Source organism: Aquimarina spongiae, from assembly GCF_900141785.1.
Classification (GTDB): domain Bacteria; phylum Bacteroidota; class Bacteroidia; order Flavobacteriales; family Flavobacteriaceae; genus Aquimarina; species Aquimarina spongiae.
This window is the reverse complement of sequence record NZ_FQYP01000004.1, coordinates 121,402-143,440: the sequence shown is the minus strand read 5'-3', so window position 1 is coordinate 143,440 and position 22,039 is coordinate 121,402. Positions and strand designations below refer to the sequence as shown.

Annotated in this window: 16 protein-coding genes; 9 read left to right on the top strand and 7 right to left on the bottom strand. The window is 37.8% G+C overall.

Translation table 11 applies throughout. The features are described 5' to 3' along the window. Positions 1-70 precede the first annotated feature (70 nt). Positions 71-1,174, top strand: coding sequence for a DNA-processing protein DprA (gene dprA / locus BUE24_RS10385; protein WP_073315954.1), 1,104 nt, complete (start codon positions 71-73; stop codon positions 1,172-1,174). Between the two features lie 77 nt (positions 1,175-1,251). Here dprA and BUE24_RS10380 read toward each other — a convergent pair whose 3' ends face one another. The 6 genes from BUE24_RS10380 to BUE24_RS10355 all read right to left on the bottom strand — a co-directional run bounded on the left by BUE24_RS10380 (position 1,252) and on the right by BUE24_RS10355 (position 7,110). Next, a complete protein-coding gene (locus tag BUE24_RS10380) occupies positions 1,252-3,117 on the bottom strand; it encodes a M12 family metallopeptidase (RefSeq protein WP_073315953.1) in 1,866 nt (621 codons plus the stop codon). A gap of 92 nt (positions 3,118-3,209) precedes the next feature. Continuing rightward, positions 3,210-3,602 (bottom strand): nuclear transport factor 2 family protein, encoded by a 393-nt coding sequence (locus tag BUE24_RS10375; protein ID WP_073315952.1) that lies wholly within the window; start codon positions 3,600-3,602, stop codon positions 3,210-3,212. 12 nt (positions 3,603-3,614) lie between these two features. Next, positions 3,615-4,715, bottom strand: a complete 1,101-nt coding sequence (locus BUE24_RS10370; protein WP_084549485.1) for a glycoside hydrolase family 3 N-terminal domain-containing protein — start codon at positions 4,713-4,715, stop codon at positions 3,615-3,617. Positions 4,716-4,745: 30 nt separating this feature from the next. After that, positions 4,746-5,597 carry a sulfurtransferase gene (locus tag BUE24_RS10365; protein ID WP_073315950.1) on the bottom strand — a complete coding sequence of 284 codons (852 nt, stop codon included), beginning with the start codon at positions 5,595-5,597 and terminating at the stop codon, positions 4,746-4,748. A 19-nt stretch (positions 5,598-5,616) separates the two neighbouring features. Then, on the bottom strand, positions 5,617-6,072 hold the full coding sequence (locus BUE24_RS10360; RefSeq protein WP_073315949.1) for a nuclear transport factor 2 family protein: 456 nt from the start codon (positions 6,070-6,072) through the stop codon (positions 5,617-5,619). 42 nt (positions 6,073-6,114) lie between these two features. Next, positions 6,115-7,110, bottom strand: coding sequence for an NAD(P)H-dependent glycerol-3-phosphate dehydrogenase (locus BUE24_RS10355; protein ID WP_073316199.1), 996 nt, complete (start codon positions 7,108-7,110; stop codon positions 6,115-6,117). 124 nt (positions 7,111-7,234) lie between these two features. On the opposite strand from BUE24_RS10355, the gene BUE24_RS10350 reads away from it, so the two are divergent. From BUE24_RS10350 to BUE24_RS10315, 8 genes are all read left to right on the top strand, one after another. Next, positions 7,235-8,164, top strand: coding sequence for a nicotinic acid mononucleotide adenyltransferase (locus tag BUE24_RS10350; protein WP_073315948.1), 930 nt, complete (start codon positions 7,235-7,237; stop codon positions 8,162-8,164). A gap of 260 nt (positions 8,165-8,424) precedes the next feature. After that, entirely contained in the window at positions 8,425-8,637 is a 213-nt protein-coding gene (locus BUE24_RS10345; RefSeq protein WP_073315947.1) for a hypothetical protein, read from the top strand. Positions 8,638-8,878: 241 nt separating this feature from the next. After that, positions 8,879-10,432: an L-piperidine-6-carboxylate dehydrogenase gene (gene amaB / locus BUE24_RS10340; RefSeq protein ID WP_073315946.1), complete on the top strand. Its 1,554-nt coding sequence runs from the start codon at positions 8,879-8,881 to the stop codon at positions 10,430-10,432. A 170-nt stretch (positions 10,433-10,602) separates the two neighbouring features. Then, a complete protein-coding gene (locus tag BUE24_RS10335; RefSeq protein ID WP_073315945.1) occupies positions 10,603-12,168 on the top strand; it encodes a T9SS type A sorting domain-containing protein in 1,566 nt (521 codons plus the stop codon). A 99-nt stretch (positions 12,169-12,267) separates the two neighbouring features. After that, positions 12,268-12,642: a hypothetical protein gene (locus tag BUE24_RS10330; RefSeq protein WP_073315944.1), complete on the top strand. Its 375-nt coding sequence runs from the start codon at positions 12,268-12,270 to the stop codon at positions 12,640-12,642. An 87-nt stretch (positions 12,643-12,729) separates the two neighbouring features. Continuing rightward, positions 12,730-16,425 (top strand): T9SS type A sorting domain-containing protein, encoded by a 3,696-nt coding sequence (locus BUE24_RS10325; RefSeq protein ID WP_084549484.1) that lies wholly within the window; start codon positions 12,730-12,732, stop codon positions 16,423-16,425. 66 nt (positions 16,426-16,491) lie between these two features. Further along, the gene (locus BUE24_RS10320) at positions 16,492-16,953 is read left to right on the top strand and encodes a hypothetical protein (protein WP_073315942.1); all 462 of its coding nucleotides are present in this window, start codon (positions 16,492-16,494) and stop codon (positions 16,951-16,953) included. Between the two features lie 148 nt (positions 16,954-17,101). Then, positions 17,102-20,803, top strand: coding sequence for a T9SS type A sorting domain-containing protein (locus tag BUE24_RS10315; RefSeq protein ID WP_073315941.1), 3,702 nt, complete (start codon positions 17,102-17,104; stop codon positions 20,801-20,803). A 120-nt stretch (positions 20,804-20,923) separates the two neighbouring features. Here BUE24_RS10315 and BUE24_RS10310 read toward each other — a convergent pair whose 3' ends face one another. Next, positions 20,924-22,027, bottom strand: a complete 1,104-nt coding sequence (locus BUE24_RS10310) for a TFIIB-type zinc ribbon-containing protein (RefSeq protein WP_073316198.1) — start codon at positions 22,025-22,027, stop codon at positions 20,924-20,926. Between the last annotated feature and the right edge of the window lie 12 nt (positions 22,028-22,039).

Sequence of the window (22,039 nt, the reverse complement as noted above, 5' to 3'; positions counted from 1 at the left end):
CGCTGGAACGAATGAATTTATCAACAGTTTTAATTTTTTTTGTTTCTTGCATTGATATACAAATCATTAGATGTCCAACGAAAAACTCTTAGCACTACTAGCGCTTAAAAAAGTACCCAATCTAGGGGATAGTTCTATCAAAAAATTGATTAGAGAAATCGGAACTCCAGAAGAGATATTCACAGAAAAAGTGGATAACTTGTTAAAAATTGACGGTATAGGAAAAGCGAAAATCAAAAATTTAAAGGACCCTAAACATCAACGGGATGCCGAAAATGAATTGAAGTTTATTCAAGATCAGCATATTAATTATGTGACTTATGATCAGGAAGCATATCCGGATCGGTTAAAGCATTGTATAGATGGTCCAGTGGTTTTGTTTAGTCGAGGCAATATCGATATCAAACAAAAGAAGATGTTGAGTATCGTTGGCACCCGCAAAGTAACAAGATATGGGGTACAGTTTTGCGAAGAATTGATAGAAAACTTAGCACCAATAGATCCGGTAATTGTTTCTGGATTTGCCTATGGTGTAGATATTACTGCACAACGAGCTGCTGTAAAACATGGGTTACAGACCATCGGTTGTTTAGCGCATGGTCTCAATCAAGTTTATCCCAAAGCACACAAAAAGTATATGGCACAAATCGAAGAGAATGGAGGCTTTTTTACCGATTTTTGGAGTACAGATACTTTTGATCGTAAAAACTTTTTAGGCCGTAATCGAATTATTGCTGGGCTAAGTGAAGCCACTGTAGTCATAGAAAGTGCTGGCAAAGGGGGTTCTCTGGTAACTGCAGATATCGCCAACTCCTACAATAGAGAGGTGTTCGCGGTACCTGGTCGTGCAAGCGATCCCCAAAGTACAGGTTGTAATATGTTGATCAAAACACAACAAGCGCATATGCTCACTAGCGCTGCAGATTTAATTTACATGCTCAACTGGGAACTCGAAGAAAAGACACAACCTATTGTTCAGAAACAATTGTTTGTAGAGCTGGAAGGTGAAGAGCAAAAAATTTATAATTACTTACATCAACATGGAAAAGAGCTGCTGGATGTTATTGCTCTGGAGTGTCAGATTCCTACCTCTCAATTAGCTTCAATGTTGTTGAATATGGAACTAAAAGGAGTAGTGAAACCATTACCAGGTAAACTTTTTGAAGTGGTTTGATCAGTATTATAAAAAACAAAGAAGAGCAGTATAAAATACTCTTCTCTATTTTATGCTGTTTATCTTAAAAGATTATGCTAATACTCTCTGATAAAAGTGCTACCATTAGAACGACCGTAGTACACAACCCTACTTCCTGGGCGGTAACATAAAATGTCTGATCTTCCATCCTTATTATAATCCAAACTTATTATTTTGTCTAGACCCGAAGCCAAATCGTATCCCATGATTCCACTATGACTTCGTATTACGCTGGTAAATGAACCATTGCTATTTGCTCTATTCAGATAAAAAACTCTGCTCCCAGGTCGATATGCCACAATATCCTCATAACCATCATTATTATAGTCTAAGGTTACCAAGCGATCATTACTTCTAGCTAAATCAAAACTGGCAATACCATTAAAACTTTTGATAGGAGTAGAAAAAGTAGTGTTTCCATTAGATTTTAATAAGAAGAATACTTTTGAGCCGGGTCTGTAAAATCCAATATCATCTTTTCCATCTTTATTATAATCTAAGGCAATAGCGTTGTCATTTGCGCTTTTAAGATCAAAACCACCAAAACCAGATCTGGCATCAATCATTTTTTGAAAGGTTGCGGTTCCGTTTGAACGGTATAAGAAAAACACACTTTTTCCTGGTCGGAAACACATCACTTCATCTTTTCCGTCTCCGTTATAATCCAAAGCAACCATTTTATCGGTAGTTACTGCCAGATCATATCCCTGAAATCCGTTCCAACTTTTATATACCGCCGTAAATGTACCATTACCATTGGATCGAAGTAAGAATGCAATTTTGTTTCCAGGGCGATAAATAATGATATCATCTTTATTATCTCCATTATAGTCCAGGGCTATGATTCGGTCTCTGGAACTTGCAAGGTCATATCCAGCGACGCCATTATGACTTCGCACAACGGAGGTAAATTTTCCATTTTTATCATTACGTTGTAGATAAAATACTTTGTTTCCCGGGCGATAATTAATTACGTCTTCATAACCATCTCCATTATAATCCAGCGATACGGATAGATCTTTGGAACTAGCCATATCAAAACTACCTAGTCCTATGTTTGGATACATTCTCAAAACCCCCAGTTTGTCATCTGCAGATAAAGCATTCCTCTGGATAGAATAAGTACTACCATCTTTTTTGGTAATTGTAGGCTGATTATTACTTGAGAAAAAATAAGGTCCGTACATCATGATACTACCAAAATCCAAAGTAGAAGTATACTCTGCTCCGTCTTGACCCTGCTGTACATAAGTTCTGAAATTATGTTCTCTTCCTGCTTGAATGTTTCCAAAATTGATAGTGACATAGCTATCTCTATCCTTTCTGCTTTGTTCGTGCCAAAGACCAATAGCGTGACCAATCTCATGGATGGTATTTCCTGTAGAGCAGCCATCAGCCAGATTGATGTCTTGTCGACCTCCAACTCGCCCAACAAAAGAAGAACAACCAGAACCTTTTTTAAAATAGATATAATCTGGTTGATTAGTACGAGCAACAAATCGCAGGGGAGTGTTGTTTTGCCAATGTGCAATGGCATTAGTCACTCTGGCTTGATTAGGTAATCCTGTCTCGATCGCATAATAAACTGTATTATTTGGCCATCTTCGTGCAAGATTGCTTCTACCGACACTTTTAGTTCCTAGTTGGTTGTTAGAGATCAAAATATCCCCTTCGAAAACCAGATTGTTCTCAATTTGCTCTACATGCAAGGTCTGTTTTCCGATTCGAATTTGCTTTTGTATTCCAGAAGCTTTCGGAAACGCCAATTCTGGTTTTTCAAAGTTTTCTGTAATAATTGGTGCGTTTGATTCTGTTTCAAAATCCGCTTCATTTTCGCAACTGGCGCAAATAGAGAGAAGTAAAAATATTGCGCATACCCATGTAAAAAGACTTATGTCTTTTTTGACCCTTTTGTGATTCATTTATCTAAGTTTATTGGTTAATAGTATTTAGGCTGTATTCCTAAACTGATCACAAAATAATTAAAAAAGGTTTGAATAGGTTAAAGAAAATGTTATGATTTGCTTCCCAAAAATTCACCCATTTTTTGATGCACAATTTGAATTGCTTTTAGAGGGCGGATCATCACTTTGATATCTTTTAATTTACCCTCGTCATCAAAAGTTAGCATATCTACACCTTCTACGGTAATGCCATCGATTTCGGTGACAAACTCCAAAATGGCATGTTCACTATTGGTAATTTCTCTTACATATTTAAAATGAGGTGTAGCAATTATCGTAGCAGCGGCAGTAAGGTAGAGGCTTACGATCATTTTACCTTTTTGTGGTGTCCAAACCACTGGAGAATGTAAAACAGCATCATCGGCTATAAGCTGATCTAACCCAGCCGTATTTCTTTCTTCTACAAATTGATGCCATAAAGCCAGTCCTTGTGATGTTGCCATGATGTTAAGTTTTTAAATGATACCTGCACAGATTTTTAATCGTAGAATTTTTCTTACCGATTCCATAACCTGTTGTTGATATGTAGCATCCTTTTTGATTTCGGCAAGAATTGAATTCATGGTCTTTCTTTCGTCTTGAGGCATGAGGATCATATCGCACCCAGCTTTTGAAGCTTGAAGCGGAGCATTGTCCAGAATAGTTACTGCTTTCATAATATTCAAGGCATCAGAAACGATAATCCCTTCAAAGCACATCCCGTCTTTTAGAAGATCGGTTACAATTCTTCGGGAACAACTCGACGGAAGCCCATCGGTACCAAAAAGGTCATTATTTACTACCGTGATATGTGCAATCATTATCGACAATACCCCATCGGCAATAATAGGCTTGTAGTTATCGATTTCTTGTAATGGGCCATCAATATATACACTTTGTTTATGAGTATCTCCTTTGACTAACCCATGGCCAGGAAAGTGCTTCGCTGTAGCGATAATACCACCCTCCTGAGTACATTTGATAAAGCGATTCGCCAAATTAATTACAGAATCTTTGTTGCTACCATAACTACGGGATTTGATGGCCTCGTTGTTTGGGCTAATATCCAATACCGGAGCAAAATTATGATGCACCCCAATTGCTTTCAGTTCGTTATTAATGATAGCCACTACAGAATCCGATTGGGTGTCAGTCTTGATTTCAATAGTTTTTCCTACTTTTTTGGCGCCCATTATCCTGCTGGCAAATAAACTAGGCTCTGCGTCCATACTAAAGATAAGAGGTAATGTTTTGTTTTTTTCTGAAATGGTGTTCAGTTCATCTATGGTAGTAGTATGTTCTTTTTTACTTCCTTTTAGAAATACTACTCCTCCGATAATATCATCTTGAGCTAGTTTTTTTACAGTGGCTTCAGACTTTCCTAACTCTCCCGTACAGCTTATGATCATTTGCGCCACTTTTTGTTTTTCGGAAAGAGAATGGAATATAGAATCTACTTCTTTATCCAAATCAGCATTTTCGGTATAAAAATCGGCTAAGGTAAATTGGGCTTTCTGGGCTATCCCAACAAAGGATCCCATTACCAAGGAAAAGAACAACGCAAAAAAATGTTTCATAGGTAATTAAGTAGGTATTGTATTCGATAATTAAACTGAAATAGGCACACCGTCCAGCTGTCCCCATTCACTCCAGGATCCGTCATAAACAGATAGATTAGAATATCCAGCTATTTCTGCTGCCATCATAAGGATACAAGCCGTAATCCCGGATCCACAGGTAAAGATCAGTTTTTTATTGTCAATATTAAAATCTGAAAAAATCTTTTCTAATTCTGGGGTGGATTTCATTATGCCTTTTTCCAAAAGCTGTTTATAAGGTAAACTCTTCGAATTAGGAATATGTCCTCCCTTTAAGCTTGCTCTGGGTTCGGGTTCGGTAGCGTTAAATCGTCCAGAAGATCGAGCATCAAGAATAACAGTTTGTTCGTTATTCATCTCTTCCAAAACTTCACTTGCAGCGGTTACTAATTTAGGATTAAAATGGGCCTCAAAATTTCCTAGCGCATACTCCTTTTGTAATGCATCTTCTGGTTCACAAGGCAAATCTTTTTCTTGCCAGGCAGGAAGACCTCCGTTAAGAACCGCTATTTGTGAGTGCCCCATAATTTTAAACATCCACCAAACTCTTGGGCTGGAATACATCCCGATTTTATCGTATACTACAATCTTATGATGCGAGCTTATGCCCAATTGTTGGCAAGCATCTGCAAATTTTTCTGGTGATAGGAGCATATTTGGGATATCCGAAGTGGTATCCGAAAACATCTTTTTGATATCAAAAAAACGACTGTTTTTGATTTTAACTTCCGGGTAGCGTTCTGTGATGTCACTGGTCACTTTTTTGATGGTAGCATCCAGAATGATGAGGTCTTTATGATCCAAATGTGCTGCTAACCAATCAACAGATACTAGGGGAGAAGTAAGTTCTAATGTATTCATTGTGTGTTTAAGTAGAGTATCAGGAAGTCATAAATTTATCCAGTAATCGATTGGTTTGGTGGATGAGTTTTTTCTGAAAAAATCCAGTTCCACCCAATAGTTTTCCTTTCCATCCAATGGCTTGCGAAGCCCATCGGTGCAGGTTAAAATGATCCGTATGTTTTATAATTTTCCCGTCTTTAAACTCAAATTGAGCATCAATACTGTTATGAACTGATCTTCCTGTTTTGCTAAAGGTATACCATGCTTCCCAATGTGCGGATCCCTTCTCTTCATCGGCTTCAACTTTTGAGAATTCTACCTTCAGATCCGTTCCATTCTTGCAGAGCATTTGCCACATTCCTTTGGCGCGATCCCCATATAATTTTCCGAATCCGGGATCCTCAAATTCAACATCATCATGATAACAGGAAATCATGGTATCTGCATCACGATTATTAAGCGCCGTGTAAAAAGTTTCAATAAGATGCTTCATAGGTCAAAGACTAAAATAGCTGAGCAATGAAGATAAGCATAATTAATCTAGCTTTTCAGCTAATTTCTTAAATACTTTTTTTGGATTTTTGTTTTCGTACAAAACATCGTGAACTGCATCAATAATTGGGGTTCTTGTCTTTTTGGTGGCATCCAATTCGTAGGCGGTTTTTGCTGCATAGTATCCTTCGGCGACCATATTCATCTCCATTTGTGCGCTTTTTACGGTATATCCTTTACCAATCATGTTCCCAAACATTCGATTACGCGAAAAAATAGAATATCCGGTCACCAATAAGTCTCCCAGATAAGCCGAATTGTTAATATTACGCTTCATCTTATGGACTTTTTTAATGAAACGCTTCATCTCACGAATGGCATTACTCATCAATACACTCTGAAAATTGTCCCCATAACCCAGTCCATGTGCAATTCCTGCAGCTACCGAATAGATGTTTTTTAATACAGCGGCATACTCGGTACCTATGATATCATCGCTCGTTTTACATTTGATGTAATAACTACTTAGGTGATTGGCCATGATGGTAGCTTTTTCTTCGTCGTTGCTGGCTATAGTTAGATAAGAAAGACGCTCGAGCGCTACCTCTTCGGCATGACAGGGTCCTGTAATCACACCAATATTATTAAAAGGGATATTATAAATGTCATGAAAATGCTCTCCTACTATCAATCCAGTTTCGGGAACAATACCTTTGATTGCCGAAAAGATCACCTTGTTTTCTAGCGAGGCAGTAAGTTTTTCCAGCTCACTATGCAAAAAAGCAGAAGGAATAGCAAAGATGACGTAATCCGCATAAGCTACTGCTTCGTTAATATCATTGGTCAACTTTAATTGCTCTAGTTTAAACTCAACCGAGCTCAGATAATTCGGGTTGTGTTGTTGTCTTTTTAAATGTTCCAAAGCATATGTGCTACGCATATACCACCCGATCTCGTCTAGATTTTCGGTTAACATTTTTACAATAGCAGTGGCCCAACTACCACCACCAATAACTGCAAATTTCGGACTGCTTTCCATAAATAAGATTATTGGGTCAAAAATAAGTAAAATAGAATTCAAAATAAAAGATTGATAATCAAATAGATATGAGTTTGGCACATGTTTTGGTTTTCGAATTAGTGAAATTCAAAATTCACAGCTTATGAAGACGTTAAAATTACTTTCGGTTCTTATTTTAGGTTCTATGTTATTTACATCATGTGTGGCAGAGGTGGTGATTGAAGAAGATGTTTTTATCGAGGAACCTACAATTAGTTTGTATGACCTTTTAGGAGATTATGAAATTTGGTATGTTGATATCGAACGTACCCAGGGTAATGGTGAAATTCCTTTCCTGCAGAAAGCATTCACAGTTTCTTTCCGTGGAGGTACGTTTTATGCAAATAACAATTTGGTGGGAATAGGAGATAATGGAGGTGGATTTGGATTGGATGTTGGGTACTATGATACTTTCCGTATGGAAGTGGATATTACTCATGATATTGATGGAAGATACGAGTTGGTGGTGAGTCAATTATCTAGCAATGAAATCGAATTGTATGATCGAGTGTCAAACACACGATACTATCTAATAGGCCATCAAAGAAGCACTTTTGATTATGATCGAGTGTTTTATGACAACATTCACTATTTCTTACAAGAGTATGAGGTTTGGGAAAAGGTATACACCAGTGAATATGGGGTGTTAAACGAATTTGATGAAGAGAATTACCTTCAGTTTTTGTACTACGGTGCAGGAGATAATTTTAACAGCTCACAGGATGCTGTAGGGATTCCGATCGATGATATTTATTACGATTATACCGGGTATTATGAAGTGAATGATATCGCTAATAATTTTTATAGGAAAATTTTAACACTTGATTACGACTATCTGGGCAATGAATACTTCGAATTATCCGTTATCAATGATAGTAAAATAGAATTGTATCATCCAAATTCTGGAACTGTATATCATTTTAAAGGTAGAGGTCATTTACTTTTCAAAAATTCGACCACAGGTAAGAAGATACAAAACGAAACGAAGAGATTAAAAAAGGCCGATTTTAAACTTAGAAAGCTTGTAAAATAAAAGTAAGGATCGCGCTAAACAATATAAACTTTTTGGTTGGTTATTTAGTTGGAAATCGCTCTACAGGAGAAATCTTGTTTGGGCGATTTCTTTTTGTTAATGAGTCTACATTGGTATACTACAAGAAAGATTAAAAGTAGCAATAACGAAGACCTATTTTTATTAAAATGAGGAAGTATTTGTCTGATTTTCAGTAAAAATGAGGTTAAATAGGCAAGGTGTTCTTTACCTTTAATGTATTCACAAATTAATTTTATAGTATGCTGAAAAAAATCTTAAACATCGAAAACACCAAGAAATTAAACAAAAAAGAGCAGCAATCAATTCATGGAGGTGGATTTCCGTTTTTTGGAGATTGTTGCGCTTGTGTTTTTACACCAAGAGGAAGATCTTTTCCGATTTTGATCACTCAATCGTGTTCGATTCCATGTCCGATAGATGGAAGTTTGGAATATGAAGATACAGGATGTTAAAATGGTAAAAGCGAACTTCGGTTCGCTTTTCTTTTTTGGAAGATATGAAGGCTTTTATGATCTTAGAATGAGGTAGAAACAGAATGTCAATTTGATGTGTGGACTTTCTTATTTTTTGCATTTTTGATTTTTTGAAGGCTATTTTATTGCAAAATCTATTAAAACCAACTTTAAGAACAATCAGAATTTAATATATCTGCAAAACACATTATCTTTATACTTTCAAAAAGTTACAAATAACATGGCAACAGCAATCGTGGATTTCGGGATTCAGGAAGCATTACAACAATTAGGTGTTTCGGATCATAATAAAGGAACTTCAACAGGTACAGAATGGTTCTCTTCGGGAGATGCTATCTCTTCCTATTCTCCAGTAGATGGAGAATTGATCGGTAAGGTAGAAACGACAAGTAAAGAGGACTACGAAAAAGTAATTCAAAAAGCACAAGAAGCTTTCAAAACTTGGAGAGTGATGCCTGCTCCTCAACGAGGAGAAATCGTGAGACAGTTTGGTGAAGAACTTCGTAAATTAAAAGAGCCTTTAGGTAAATTGGTTTCCTACGAAATGGGAAAATCCTATCAGGAAGGATTAGGAGAAGTACAGGAGATGATCGATATCTGTGATTTTGCAGTTGGTCTTTCTAGACAGCTACATGGTTTGACTATGCATTCAGAACGTCCGGGGCATAGAATGTACGAACAGTACCATCCTCTTGGAATTGTTGGGATTATTTCTGCTTTTAATTTCCCAGTAGCAGTATGGTCTTGGAACACAGCACTAGCATGGATATGTGGAGATGTTTGTGTTTGGAAACCAAGTGAAAAAACACCTCTATGTGGAGTAGCTTGTCAAAATATTATCGCAAAAGTATTAAAGGCAAATGACTTGCCAGAAGGTATTTCTTGCTTGATCAATGGAGATTACAAAGTGGGAGAGATGATGACTACCGATGGCCGAGTGCCTCTTGTTTCTGCTACTGGATCAACCAGAATGGGTAAGATCGTTGCGGCAAAAGTTGGTGAACGTTTAGGAAAATCCTTGCTCGAACTTGGAGGTAATAATGCGATTATCGTTTCACCAGATGCAGATATCAAAATGACCGTGATAGGTGCTGTTTTTGGAGCAGTAGGAACTGCCGGACAACGATGTACATCAACCCGTAGGTTAATTATTCATGATTCTATATATGATCAGGTTAAAAACGCGTTGGTAGATGCCTATGGACAATTACGAATAGGAAATCCACTTGATGAAAACAATCATGTTGGGCCTCTTATTGATACTGATGCTGTAAAAGGGTATCAAAATGCTTTGGAAAAAGTAGTTGCAGAAGGAGGAAAGATCGTAGTTGAAGGTGGAGTGCTATCTGGAGAAGGTTATGAAAGTGGTTGTTATGTAAAACCTGCTATTGCCGAAGCTAATAATGCATTTGAAATTGTACAGCACGAAACTTTCGCTCCTGTATTATACCTACTTAAGTATAGTGGAGAGATAGAAAATGCAATCGAAGTTCAAAATGGAGTGGCTCAGGGATTATCGTCGGCTATTATGACCAATAATTTAAGAGAGGCAGAACGATTTTTATCGCATGCCGGATCAGATTGCGGAATCGCCAATGTAAATATCGGAACTTCTGGAGCCGAAATCGGTGGAGCTTTTGGAGGCGAGAAAGAAACCGGAGGTGGTCGAGAGTCTGGATCAGATGCCTGGAAGGTATACATGCGAAGACAAACCAATACCATCAATTATACTACCGAATTGCCATTGGCTCAGGGAATCAAGTTTGATTTGTAAAGAGTATTGAACATAAAATATATGGTTAAAAGCATCTCATTTGATTGAGGTGCTTTTTTAGTATCCGCTTACTAGAGAAATTAACGATAAATTCAAGATAATGAGACCTTTACTTTTTTTAAATTAAAAGAGATACAATTAATATTGTGGGATTAATAAATCCTTACACAATGAAAAAACTTATCGTTTTATTTTTTGTAATCTCTCAATTACATGCACAAGAGCCTGATCAGTTAGCCAAAAATAAGATAGTTGCCAATGGGGCCAATACCAATCTTGGTTATAATGCTGGTAATAGTGGTTTTGGTAATACTTCTATCGGTTATGAAGCAGGAAATGTGGTCACTGCAAATGCTAATACATTTTTAGGGTTTGAAGCAGGAGCAAGGAATACGATAGGCTATGACAACGTATTTTTGGGACTCCAAAGTGGAGCATTTACAACTAGTGGAAGACAGAATGTTTTTATCGGAAGAGCATCTGGAGTGAATAATGCAAATGGTGCTCAAAATGTTTTTATAGGACACCGGTCGGGTTCTGGTAGTAACGCTTTCTTTAATGTATTTATCGGTAATGAATCTGGTAGAGAGAATTACGATGGCAATGAAAATGTATTTTTGGGGAATAGATCGGGTAGCATGAACTTTAGGGGTAATCTTAACACATTTATTGGTAATGCTGCCGGCGAACAAAATAGATTTGGTGAAGAGAATACTTTTTTGGGCGCTGCTTCAGGAGTTGATAACCAGGCCAATTACAACACTTTTTTAGGTGCCTATACGGGATTAGCAAATCAATCAGGAGAAAGAAATACATTTATTGGTTACAGAACTGGATCATTTAATACAACCGGAAGTTATAATGTGTTCTTGGGTAGTGGCGCCGGTAATGGCATTCTTACGGGCAGTCATAATGTGATGATCGGGAATGTAGCTACCTGGACAGGAGATGTAAGTAATAAGTTAGTAATCCAGGACGGTGACGTAAACAGAACACCTTTGATCTATGGAGATTTCAGCACTGGTAATGTTTCTATTAATAGTACTTCTAATTTTGGCTACAGGTTATATGTAAACGGAGATGCGTATACCACAGGAGTTTGGGTAAGTAATCAAGGCGGTAGTGTTTTCCGAACCAAAAATAATGTTAGTTCATTAAAAGATCCAATTGGTAAGCTTCAAATGATTAATAGCATAGAACAAACAATCACAGTAGAAAGAGATAATCAAAAAGCCAGACAGGAAAAGCAATATATTTTGGATGCCAATGAGTTGCGAAATGTGTTCCCTGCTTTGGTAAAAAACAATAAGGAACATACGGCTATAAACTATCAAGGTCTGATTCCTGTACTTATTGAGGCAGTTAAGGAATTGAAGAAAGAAAATGAAAAACTGAAAGAACAGTTATCGGCAATAGTTCATTTAACAACTGGAAATACTAGTAATAGAAATGAAGATCAGAGTTTTTTTTCAAAAGGATTTGCACTATCTCAAAATATCCCTAATCCGTTTACAACTTCCTCTATAATTTCTTATACCATTCCAAAAGGGTATGAGCAACGTGCAAGCATCAAAATTTTTGATTTAAATGGTAGACAAATAAAGGTGTATGAAAAATTAAAATCAGGCGGCAATACCCTCAAAATACAGTATAGTTCTATACCTTCGGGGACATATGTTTATGCGATGTGTTTTAATGATCAAATCGTTACTTTTAAACGAATGATAATTAACTAAGCTTTTTGGTCACGGCTTTCAGGAATTGCAACACAACGCAACCATTCAGTCAGGGTAACATCTAATTAACGATAGTAGAAATGACAATAATTAATTAAGATGAAAAAACTTTTTGTAATCCTGTTGACCGTTGCTTTTTTTGGATGTAATGATGACGATTCCACTGATGATCCTATTTTTTGTACAGAAGACTTACGTCCTGGACTAGAGGTGACCGTAACAGATGGAATAAATGGAGATCCTATTACCGAAGGAGTAAATGTTGTGGTTGTTGATGGTCAATATACCGAAACATTGATCCATATCGAAGGAACCGGAACTTTTGTTGGCGCCTACGAACGTGTTGGTACATACATAATTACAGCCACAAAGGAAGGGTATAATGATAGCACTACTGCTGAACCTACCATCGTAGAAGAAGATGCTTGCCATGTAATCACCGAAAAAGTGAGCGTAGTTTTGCAGAAAAAGTAATATTCTGTTAATTTTTCTAAAATTTTAAGAAAAAATCTCAAAAATTTAGGTTAGATTTGAGAATTACTCACAAATCAGCTTAATAAAATGAAAACTTTTTTACTCTGTCTCAAACGTTCCGTTTGGGCTTTATCCCTATTCGGGATGGTAGCTTCTTTACAAGCTCAACAAGTTAAAGGTCTGAAAACACAAGCAGATCAATTAGTGAAGGGTCACGCGCTCTACAAACAATCCAAAGTTTACGATAGTAAACACGGAGCCAAGGAAACAAAGATCCAAACGGTAGGTGATCGCGCGGTTGATCGAATGAATTATGAGTTAAGTCGACTCAATGATCCTAGCACAGGCGAAATCCCTCTGGGAATAAGAGATTTAGAAATCAGTTATTCCAAAAATATCCCTGTAGGTACAGAGCTTAAGCAATCTGTTAATGCAAAATCTTCTGGTAAATTTAGAAGATTTCAGTATTGGGAAAATCGAGGTCCTTTCAATGTAGGAGGTAGAACACGTGCACTGGCAATTGATCGTACTAACGAGAACATCATTTTCGCAGGTGGTGTATCTGGTGGTTTATGGCGTTCTTCAAACGGTGGTGAAACCTGGAGCAGAGTTTCCAGCCGTAGAGAATCTCCAAGTATTACTGATATCATCCAAGATCCAAGACCAGGAAAACATAGAATCTGGTATTATGCTACTGGTGAACGCTTAGGAAACTCTGCAGGAGCTAGTGGTGCATTCTTTCAGGGAACCGGTATTTACAGATCTGTAAACAATGGAAGAAGCTGGAGATTGCTGGAAGCATCTAGCGATGGTGATGTTCGAGCTTTTGGTCCATTGGATTTGATCAACTCTATTGCGATTGATCCTACCAACGGAGATTTGTATGCAGGTACTATTACTGGTGTACAAAGATCGCAAGATGATGGTAGAACTTTTGAAGAAGTACTATCTGGAGGATTCGACGTGAAGGCTGAGGTAATAGCCACTTCAAATGGACAGTTATATGCTACCTTGGATTCGGGAAGTGCTCCAAATGAAGGATTCTTTACTTCAACCGACGGTGGAGATACTTGGGAAAGTATTACTCCAGAATTCCTTCCTGCAACTATAGGAAGAACAATTATGAAAGCAGATCCGGCTAATGAGAATGCCGTGTATTTCTTTGCTCAAAACGTTGGTCCAGGAGGTCCTGCCTTCTTATTGAAATACGATGCTGCTGCAGCTTCTCCAGAAGAAGCGTGGACAGATCTAAGTGCTAATCTTCCAGTAAATTTCGGTTCCGGAGGAGGAACATTTAACTTACAAGGAGGATATAATATGGTTTTGGAAATAAGCCCGGGAGACTCAAACTTAATGTTTGTTGGTGGTACTAACTTATATCGATCTACAGATGGATTTACTTCGCCGGTAGCAATAGGAAGCTGGATTGCTGGATATAGCCCAACAAATCCTGGCAGCTTTCCACAATATACGAATCAGCATCCTGACCAACATACCTTAGTATTTTTCCCTTCTAATCCGAATCGGGTGTTATCAGGAAATGATGGCGGAGTTGCTCTTTCTGAAGACATCACTGCCGAAAATCCCGGAGCAGAGCCTGTTGCATGGACTGATCTAAGTAATGGATATTTAACTACGCAGCCGTATCATGTGGCTTTTGACCCAAGTGGTAATAGCGATGATTTGGTAGCAGGATTTCAGGATAACGGTACCTGGTTTACAAACTCTACCGATGGTATTGCACCCTGGGAAGAAGATTTTGGAGGAGATGGTTGTTTTTCAGCAATTGCCAACGAAGGAAGGACTAGATACGTAACAGCTCAATTTGGAACTCTTTTTAGATTTAACTTTGATGAAGAAGGCGCTTTTGAATCCTTTGCAAGAGTGACTCCTGCAGGAGCAACCGGGTTTCCTTTTGTAACACAATTTTATCTAGATCCTAATGATGAGAGAATCATGTATTTACCGGCGGGTAATCGTGTTTGGAGAAACAACAACTTAGATGAAATTCCTTTGTTTATTAATGCAAATACTTCAGTAAATTGGGTAGGCCTAACAAATTCTGATACTCCGGTAGGAACTACAGTAAGTTCTTTAGGACTTTCAAAATTCCCGGTGGCAAATAGATTGTATTACGGTACTAATGCGGGGCAAATCTTTAGAATGGACAATGCCAACCTAGATAATCAGCCCGTTATTAATGTTTCTGAAGGTAAAGGATTGCCAGAAGGAGGATTTGTTAATGACATTAATGTGGATCCTTCCAACGCTGATCGTGTAATTGTTACTTTTTCAAACTATAGAGTGATCAGTATATTTCTTACTGAAGATGGAGGAGATACCTGGACAAATATTAGTGGTAATTTAGAGGAAAATCCAGATGGATCAGGAAATGGTCCTTCAGTAAGGAGTACGGCATTCTTTGGAAGTAGTCAAGGATTTTTTGGATCTCGATTACAACGAGTATTTGCCGCTACCAGTACAGGTCTATATTATACAAATAGATTAAATGGTGAAAACACAAGATGGATCAAAGAGTCTTTTGCAATTGGTAATGCTGTGGCAGACGAAGTAGTAACTCGTGACGATGGGTTTATCGCTTTGGCAGTGCATGGAAATGGATTGTTTAGTGCGAGATTTCCAATCTTTAATGAGCAACCAGAATCTACATTAAGCGTAGCTTATTTGTTGGATGATTTACGTCTTCCAGAAAATAGCGAAGATGTGCAGGTAAACGTTGCCGATCTTTTTGTAAGCTCTACAGGAGCGCCGATTAATATTGAGTTGACCAACTCAAATCCTGAATTAGTAACGGTAACCCAAGAGGGAGATGTTCTTAATCTTTCTTTTGCACCGGATAGCTTGGGTCAGGCAACTATTGGATTGATTGCTACTTCTGGAGAAGAACAAGTGGCAGAAGGATTTACTGTAAACGTATTAGAATTTGCTATTTATGAACAAATTGCAGGTCAGGTTAGAAATTATCCATCTCAAAACTTTTTAGATTTTGGAGCCTTGGCACAATCCTCAGATGATTTTACCGTGCCAGAACAAGCTTCTTGGACGGTAGAGAGAATACTGGCATTTGGAGGAGGACTTAATTCTCCTATTTTGGATAATGCTACTGTAGTTATCTACGAAAATAACGGAGGGATTCCTGGTGCAGAGGTATACAATAGTGGTCAGCTTACTCCGATTTCGGATCCTACAGATTTAAACATGAATATTTTACTTCCTGAGCCAGTTGAGTTAACAAGCGGAGATTATTGGTTAACGGTATATGCTAATTTGGCATTTGCACCAAATAATACCCAATGGTTCTGGGGAGCTCAGGCCGGAGGTATTGGCCAAGAGACACACTTTAGAGACGAGCTGAATTTATTTGGAACAGGAGCAACTGATTGGACTCCAGCTTCAACAGCATTCGGTGCAGATTCATTAGATCAGATTTTCCAAATTTTTGGAGACCTTAATGATCTTTCTGAACCAGTAGGATCAGAAACCAAGGATCCCGAGCCATTAACTACACTAGAAAGCAAGTTTAATGCATTGGTTTGGCCAAATCCGTCACAAGGTGATTTTACATTTAACCTGAAGAGCCTTAACGCAAATGGTAAGATCTCCATAAACATTTTTGATATCACAGGTAACTTGGTATATCAGCAAAGTGATTTAGATCCGAATGCTAGATTTGCTTGGGATGCATCAAACCTTGGATCAGGCTTCTATTTTGCGCAAGTTTCAGGTAGCTTGAATAGAACGCTCAAACTCGTAAAAAGATAAGTTAATTAAGCATATTAAAACAAAAAGGAGTTGATATTCTCAGCTCCTTTTTTTATTTTACCAAACATGAAAAGGATAGTATATATTTTGGTAGTGATTGCACTTGTATCTTGCAAGACTAACACCGTTGCACAAGAACAAGAACCAACCAAAAAAACAAAACCGGCTGTAGTGGAAAAACCAAAGTTTGATGATGTAGTTTATGATCGAATCGATCCAAGCACTGTACATATTGTAGCGACTGTTATGACGGTGGGAGAAGAAAAGACCATTTGTAGTAGAAATTACAAAGATGTGGTCAAGATTAAAATTGACGCTATTAATGGGTCAGGGCAAGCCATAGTAAACGTTTTGTCCATAGGGCAGGAGATCGAATTAGGTTTTGTAAATAAAACGCTGAGCAGGGATGTGATACAGCAAGATTTGACCAAGGACAAACAACTATCTATGGTGGTTATAGAGACTTTATGTCAGGATTTTAATCAAACAACCTATGAAATTGTGAGTTACGGAAGTAAAAAGCAATGAAGTGGAGTGCCTTAAGGTTTGATTCTTCCCTTTGACAAAAGGCTTTCACAAAAAAATAAACGGATAGCACAATTTTTCTTAAAGTTTAAGAAAAATTATGAAAAAATTAAGTTAGATTTGACGCTTACTCACAAATCAGTTTAATAAAATGAAAAAATTGCTATTCTCGCTCAAACACTCTGTTTGGGCTGTAGCCATGTTGGGAGCTACGACAATCACCTATGCCCAACAACCAACTCTCAAAACTCAGGCCAAACCAACACTAAAAAACCAAAAGGTTTTTAGTAGTGATGCAGGTTCGCTAGATTACCGTAATATCCAGCTTAAAATGGATGATGCGATGGAGCGATTTAAATGGGAGACTGAGCGACAAAAGGATCCAAATACCGGAGTAATTCCTGCAGGAATTCGAAATGCGGAAATTGAATTTTCAAGTAAAATTGCTATTGGAGATGATTCTCAAAAATCCCTTCAGCAATCTGCAAAATCTGCAAAAAGAGGACGTTTTTCATTCTGGAAAAACAGAGGTCCTGGTAATGTGGGGGGTAGAACCAGAGCGGTTGCTATCGATCGCAATAACGAAAATGTAATCCTGGCAGGAGGAGTTTCTGGAGGTGTTTGGAGATCCCAAAATGGAGGTAATACTTGGAGAAAAGTAACAAGATCTTTTCAAAACCCAAGTGTTACTGCAATTGTGCAAGACCCTCGCCCAGGTAGAGGTTTTACCTGGTATTACGCCGGAGGAGAGCGTAGAGGAAGTGGTATTAGCGCGGGAGGTGCTTTCTTCCAAGGGAACGGAATTTTCAAATCTCAAGATGGAGGACGTACCTGGGAGCAATTAAGAGCTACCCTTAACGAAAATGTAGGTACTTTTGAGTCTCCTTTTGATCTTATCAATGATTTGGTAATGAACCCAACGAATGGAGATTTATTTGTTGCCACTTTTAATGGGATTTTCAGATCTCAAGATGGAGGAAATTCTTTTGAGGAAGTACTGGAAACTGGATTTGATAGTTTCGCAGAAATGAGCATTAGCCCAACAGGTATTATTTATGCTTCAACATCATCTAATGGTGCTCCTAATACTGGGTTTTTGACATCTAATGATAATGGAGAGACATGGACAAACATCACACCTCCAAATTTCATTCCTGCTTACGGAAGAAGTAAAATCGGAATAGACCACTCTAATGAGAGTACGGTTTATTTCTTTACGCAAGACAGAAATCCAGCTAATCAAGCTGTTTTATTCAGATATGATGCGTCGGCTCCTACGCTAGAAGAAGCTTGGGTGGATCTTACTGCAAATTTACCATTTACAATTCCTATTAATTTTGGTCTTGGTGATCTGGAACTTCAAGGAGGTTATAATATGGTATGCCAAGTGCACCCTACGCAATCTAATATTGTATTTGTAGGAGGTACGTGTTTATACAGATCGACTACAGGATTTACAACTCCAGCAGGAGCAGAAACCTGGATAGGAGGAAACGGACCTGGTGAATTAGATGTTTTATTGAATACTGTTGGTAGAGGAGCATCGTATACCAATCAACATGCAGATCAGCATGCCTTAGTATTTTTCCCATCAAACCCTAATAGAGCCATTGCAGGTCATGATGGTGGACTGTCTTTAACAGAAGATATCACAGTAGTTAACGGTGATGCAGAACAAGTAACATGGGAATCATTAAACAATGATTACGTAACTACACACCCGTACCATGTGGCTTTCGATCCGGAAAGCGAGAATGAAAACCTTATTGCTGGATTTCAGGATAATGGTACTTGGTTTACCAACTCGACTAATCCATCAGACCCATGGTTAGAGCAATTAGGAGCAGATGGAGCCTATAGCGCGATTGCCGACAACGGCAGAACTTTTTACGTATCTTCTCAAAATGGAGGTGTTCGTCGTCTTAATCTTGATGAAGACGGAAATAGAGTTTCTTTTAGCAGAGTAGCACCTGCAGGTGCAACCGGATTTTCGTTTATCAATCCTTTTATTTTAGATCCTCTAAATGATAACGTGATGTATATGCCTGTTGGAAATACAATATGGAGGAATAATGACTTAGATGATATCCCAGAGTTTTTTAATGCACCAACTACAGTAAATTGGGTGAATTTGGAAACTGCTACTGTTGCTGGAGCAACAATTACAGCATTGGATTTATCTAAATTTCCAGTTGCCAATAGATTATATTATGGTACAAATAATGGGCAAGTATTTAGAATGGACAATTCTAATGTAGATGGTCAGGAAGCTGTAGATATCATTACAGGAAAAGGATTGCCCGCTGGTTTTGTTAATGATATCAATGTAGATCCTTCTAATTCAGACCGTGTTATTCTTACGTTCTCAAACTATGGTATTCCTAGTGTATTTATAACTGAAGATGCAGGAGAGACATGGACCAATATTAGTGGTAACCTAGAAGAAAATGCAGACGGATCAGGTAATGGTCCTTCAGTACGAAGTACTGCATTTTTTGGAGGTAGTCAAGGATTTTTTGGATCTAGAAGACAAAGAGTATTTGCTGCGACAAGTACAGGATTATATTATACGACCAGACTTAATGGAGAAAATACAGTTTGGAGAAAAGAAAATGTTAGAATTGGAAATGCTGTTACCGATGAGGTAGTAACTAGAAAAGACGGATTTATTGCCATTGCTTCTGGTGGTAGAGGGATGTTTAGTGCACGTTTTCCAATCTTCAACGAATTACCAGAATCAACACTAAGTGCTGCTTTTTCTTTAGATGATTTTGGAGTATTCGAAAACAGCGAAGATACAGAAATAGATATTACAGGTTTATTTGTACAGTCTAGCGGATTGCCTATCAATATCGAGCTTACTAATACAAATCCTGATTTGGTAACGGCTACATTGGTTGGAAATACATTAACGTTATCTTACACTGCCGATTCTCGAGGAAAAGCATCTATAGGTTTGGTTGCAACTTCTGGAGAAGAACAAGTATCAGAAGGATTTACCGTTACTGTATCAGAGGCTTCTATTTATGAGCAAACCAATGCTACTGTAAGCTCTTTAGCTTCACAGAATTTCTTAGATTTTGGTGGGTTAGCGCAGTCTGCAGATGATTTTACAGTACCAGCTGGTAATACTTGGGATATAAATAGAGTACTAGCATTTGGAAGTTTTGGTGGAGCCGGTGCACTTAACAATGTAACAGTAGTAATTTATCAGGATAATGCCGGACTTCCTGGAGACGAGGTGTATAATAGTGGAGAGATTGTTCCGATATCAGAACCTAATGACTCCAACCTTAACATAGTTCTTCCAGAAATTGTTACTTTAGAAAGTGGTAATTACTGGGTATCAGTATATGTTAATCTTGCATTTGCCGGATCTAACATTTGGAACTGGTTATCACAAGACAATGTAGTAGGAGAACAAACTCACTTTAGAGATGTATTAAATCTTTTTGGAACAGGTGCTGTAGACTGGACAAGTGCAGCAGCATCTTTTGGTAGAGTGCCAATCGATCAAAGATTCCAAATTTTTGGAGATGTTAGTGGTTCAGATGGTGATGAGACCGAAGGAGCAGAAACAGAACTGGCAACTATAGAGGCTTTTACAAGTGCAGGGGTTTATCCTAACCCTTCTCGAGGTGAATTTGCTTTCAATTTTGGAGATGAGTTGTCAAAATCTGGAGAAAAAACTACAGTGAGAATTTACAATAGTATAGGAAGATTGGTACAGGTTAATTCTGATATTGATCTAAGAGGAACTTTTGTTTGGAATGCTTCAAACTTTGCTCCTGGATTATATTTTGCAAAATTCTCTGGAGGTATAATAGGAACATTTAAACTAGTTAAAGAATAATTAGTTTCAGATATAGAATGAAGAAAAGGAGTTGAATATTCAACTCCTTTTTTTGTTTTGATTATTGAGCATTGTATGCGTCTACAGTCTGTCTTCAAACAAAAACCTAATAATATATAATTACTGATTAGATAACATCATAATGATTCCGATTACTATTATAATGAATAGCACAAAAAAGAAAATTTTCCAGAAAGAGTAAGGCCGTTTTCCTGAGATAGCTCCGGTTTGTCCATTGACATAAAAATTGTAGGTTTTACTGTTGAATCTGTATGCGCTAATATAAACAGGAAGTAAAATATGTTTGAAGGTTTCTTCAGAGAGTGTCATATCGATCGAAGAGACACGTTGAGTATCCCCACCTATATCTCTGCGCGCCCAAGTGGTTGCGATACGCTCTGCTTCTCGGGTAGATGCAAGATGACCATCCTTTAAGGGAATCGTATATTTTTCGGTTACAAAGCCAGCCAAATAACTTGTATTGAAGCTTTCTAAAGCCTCTAAATTCCAATTGGAAATCTTAGGAGGTATTGGGTTTTTATGCTGATGAGAAGCTTCGATAAGCGTATCATCTACAAACCCATTGATAGAACCTCTTACTGGCGTCCATCTGGTTCTTCGTTCCTGTCGAGTTCTTTGTACTCGTTTTCCATTTACTGTTGCAGTGTATGGCACAGTAACATAATAATAATCTCCTCTTTGCCCAGAGTAATTGGCAAATAACTGAGCGTCAAAAGTCCAATAGGGTAAATATAATCCTTTAGTGTTTTGCGGGTCTAATGCCGCTTTTTTGAGTTTGCTGGGGGCAAACCACAATCCTTTTACCCACTTAGAAAATATTTGATGCGATTTTTTTTGGTCGAATTGAAACGGAAGTACCGCACCTGGTAAAATCCAATCTTCTTTATATGCATCTTCAATGATTAGTGGTGTGGTGCAATACACACAATGTAAAGACTTATAGTTTTCTTCAACATGTTGATTCGCCCCACAGTTTTTGCATTGCAACATCACAATCTTTTCCGAATGTGATTGTGAGCCCATCTCATTTAGATAGGGTTTGAGTTCCAACTCTTGAAATCCATTAGAATCTTGAACGATTTCCTCTACATTTCCGCAGTACTCACAAGTAATAGAGGTGGTGCCGGGCTTGTATTTAAGTTCTGCTCCACAATTGGAACAGGACTTTTTTTGTTCTGAAACAGCTCTTTTTTCTTCTTCCATAAATCCGATATC

Coding starts and splice junctions, on each gene's coding strand:
- dprA (WP_073315954.1), top strand. CDS start 71: ATGTCCAACGAAAAACTCTTAGCACTACTAGCGCTTAAAAAAGTACCC.
- BUE24_RS10380 (WP_073315953.1), bottom strand. CDS start 3,117: ATGAATCACAAAAGGGTCAAAAAAGACATAAGTCTTTTTACATGGGTA.
- BUE24_RS10375 (WP_073315952.1), bottom strand. CDS start 3,602: ATGGCAACATCACAAGGACTGGCTTTATGGCATCAATTTGTAGAAGAA.
- BUE24_RS10370 (WP_084549485.1), bottom strand. CDS start 4,715: ATGAAACATTTTTTTGCGTTGTTCTTTTCCTTGGTAATGGGATCCTTT.
- BUE24_RS10365 (WP_073315950.1), bottom strand. CDS start 5,597: ATGAATACATTAGAACTTACTTCTCCCCTAGTATCTGTTGATTGGTTA.
- BUE24_RS10360 (WP_073315949.1), bottom strand. CDS start 6,072: ATGAAGCATCTTATTGAAACTTTTTACACGGCGCTTAATAATCGTGAT.
- BUE24_RS10355 (WP_073316199.1), bottom strand. CDS start 7,110: ATGGAAAGCAGTCCGAAATTTGCAGTTATTGGTGGTGGTAGTTGGGCC.
- BUE24_RS10350 (WP_073315948.1), top strand. CDS start 7,235: ATGAAGACGTTAAAATTACTTTCGGTTCTTATTTTAGGTTCTATGTTA.
- BUE24_RS10345 (WP_073315947.1), top strand. CDS start 8,425: ATGCTGAAAAAAATCTTAAACATCGAAAACACCAAGAAATTAAACAAA.
- amaB (WP_073315946.1), top strand. CDS start 8,879: ATGGCAACAGCAATCGTGGATTTCGGGATTCAGGAAGCATTACAACAA.
- BUE24_RS10335 (WP_073315945.1), top strand. CDS start 10,603: ATGAAAAAACTTATCGTTTTATTTTTTGTAATCTCTCAATTACATGCA.
- BUE24_RS10330 (WP_073315944.1), top strand. CDS start 12,268: ATGAAAAAACTTTTTGTAATCCTGTTGACCGTTGCTTTTTTTGGATGT.
- BUE24_RS10325 (WP_084549484.1), top strand. CDS start 12,730: ATGAAAACTTTTTTACTCTGTCTCAAACGTTCCGTTTGGGCTTTATCC.
- BUE24_RS10320 (WP_073315942.1), top strand. CDS start 16,492: ATGAAAAGGATAGTATATATTTTGGTAGTGATTGCACTTGTATCTTGC.
- BUE24_RS10315 (WP_073315941.1), top strand. CDS start 17,102: ATGAAAAAATTGCTATTCTCGCTCAAACACTCTGTTTGGGCTGTAGCC.
- BUE24_RS10310 (WP_073316198.1), bottom strand. CDS start 22,027: ATGGAAGAAGAAAAAAGAGCTGTTTCAGAACAAAAAAAGTCCTGTTCC.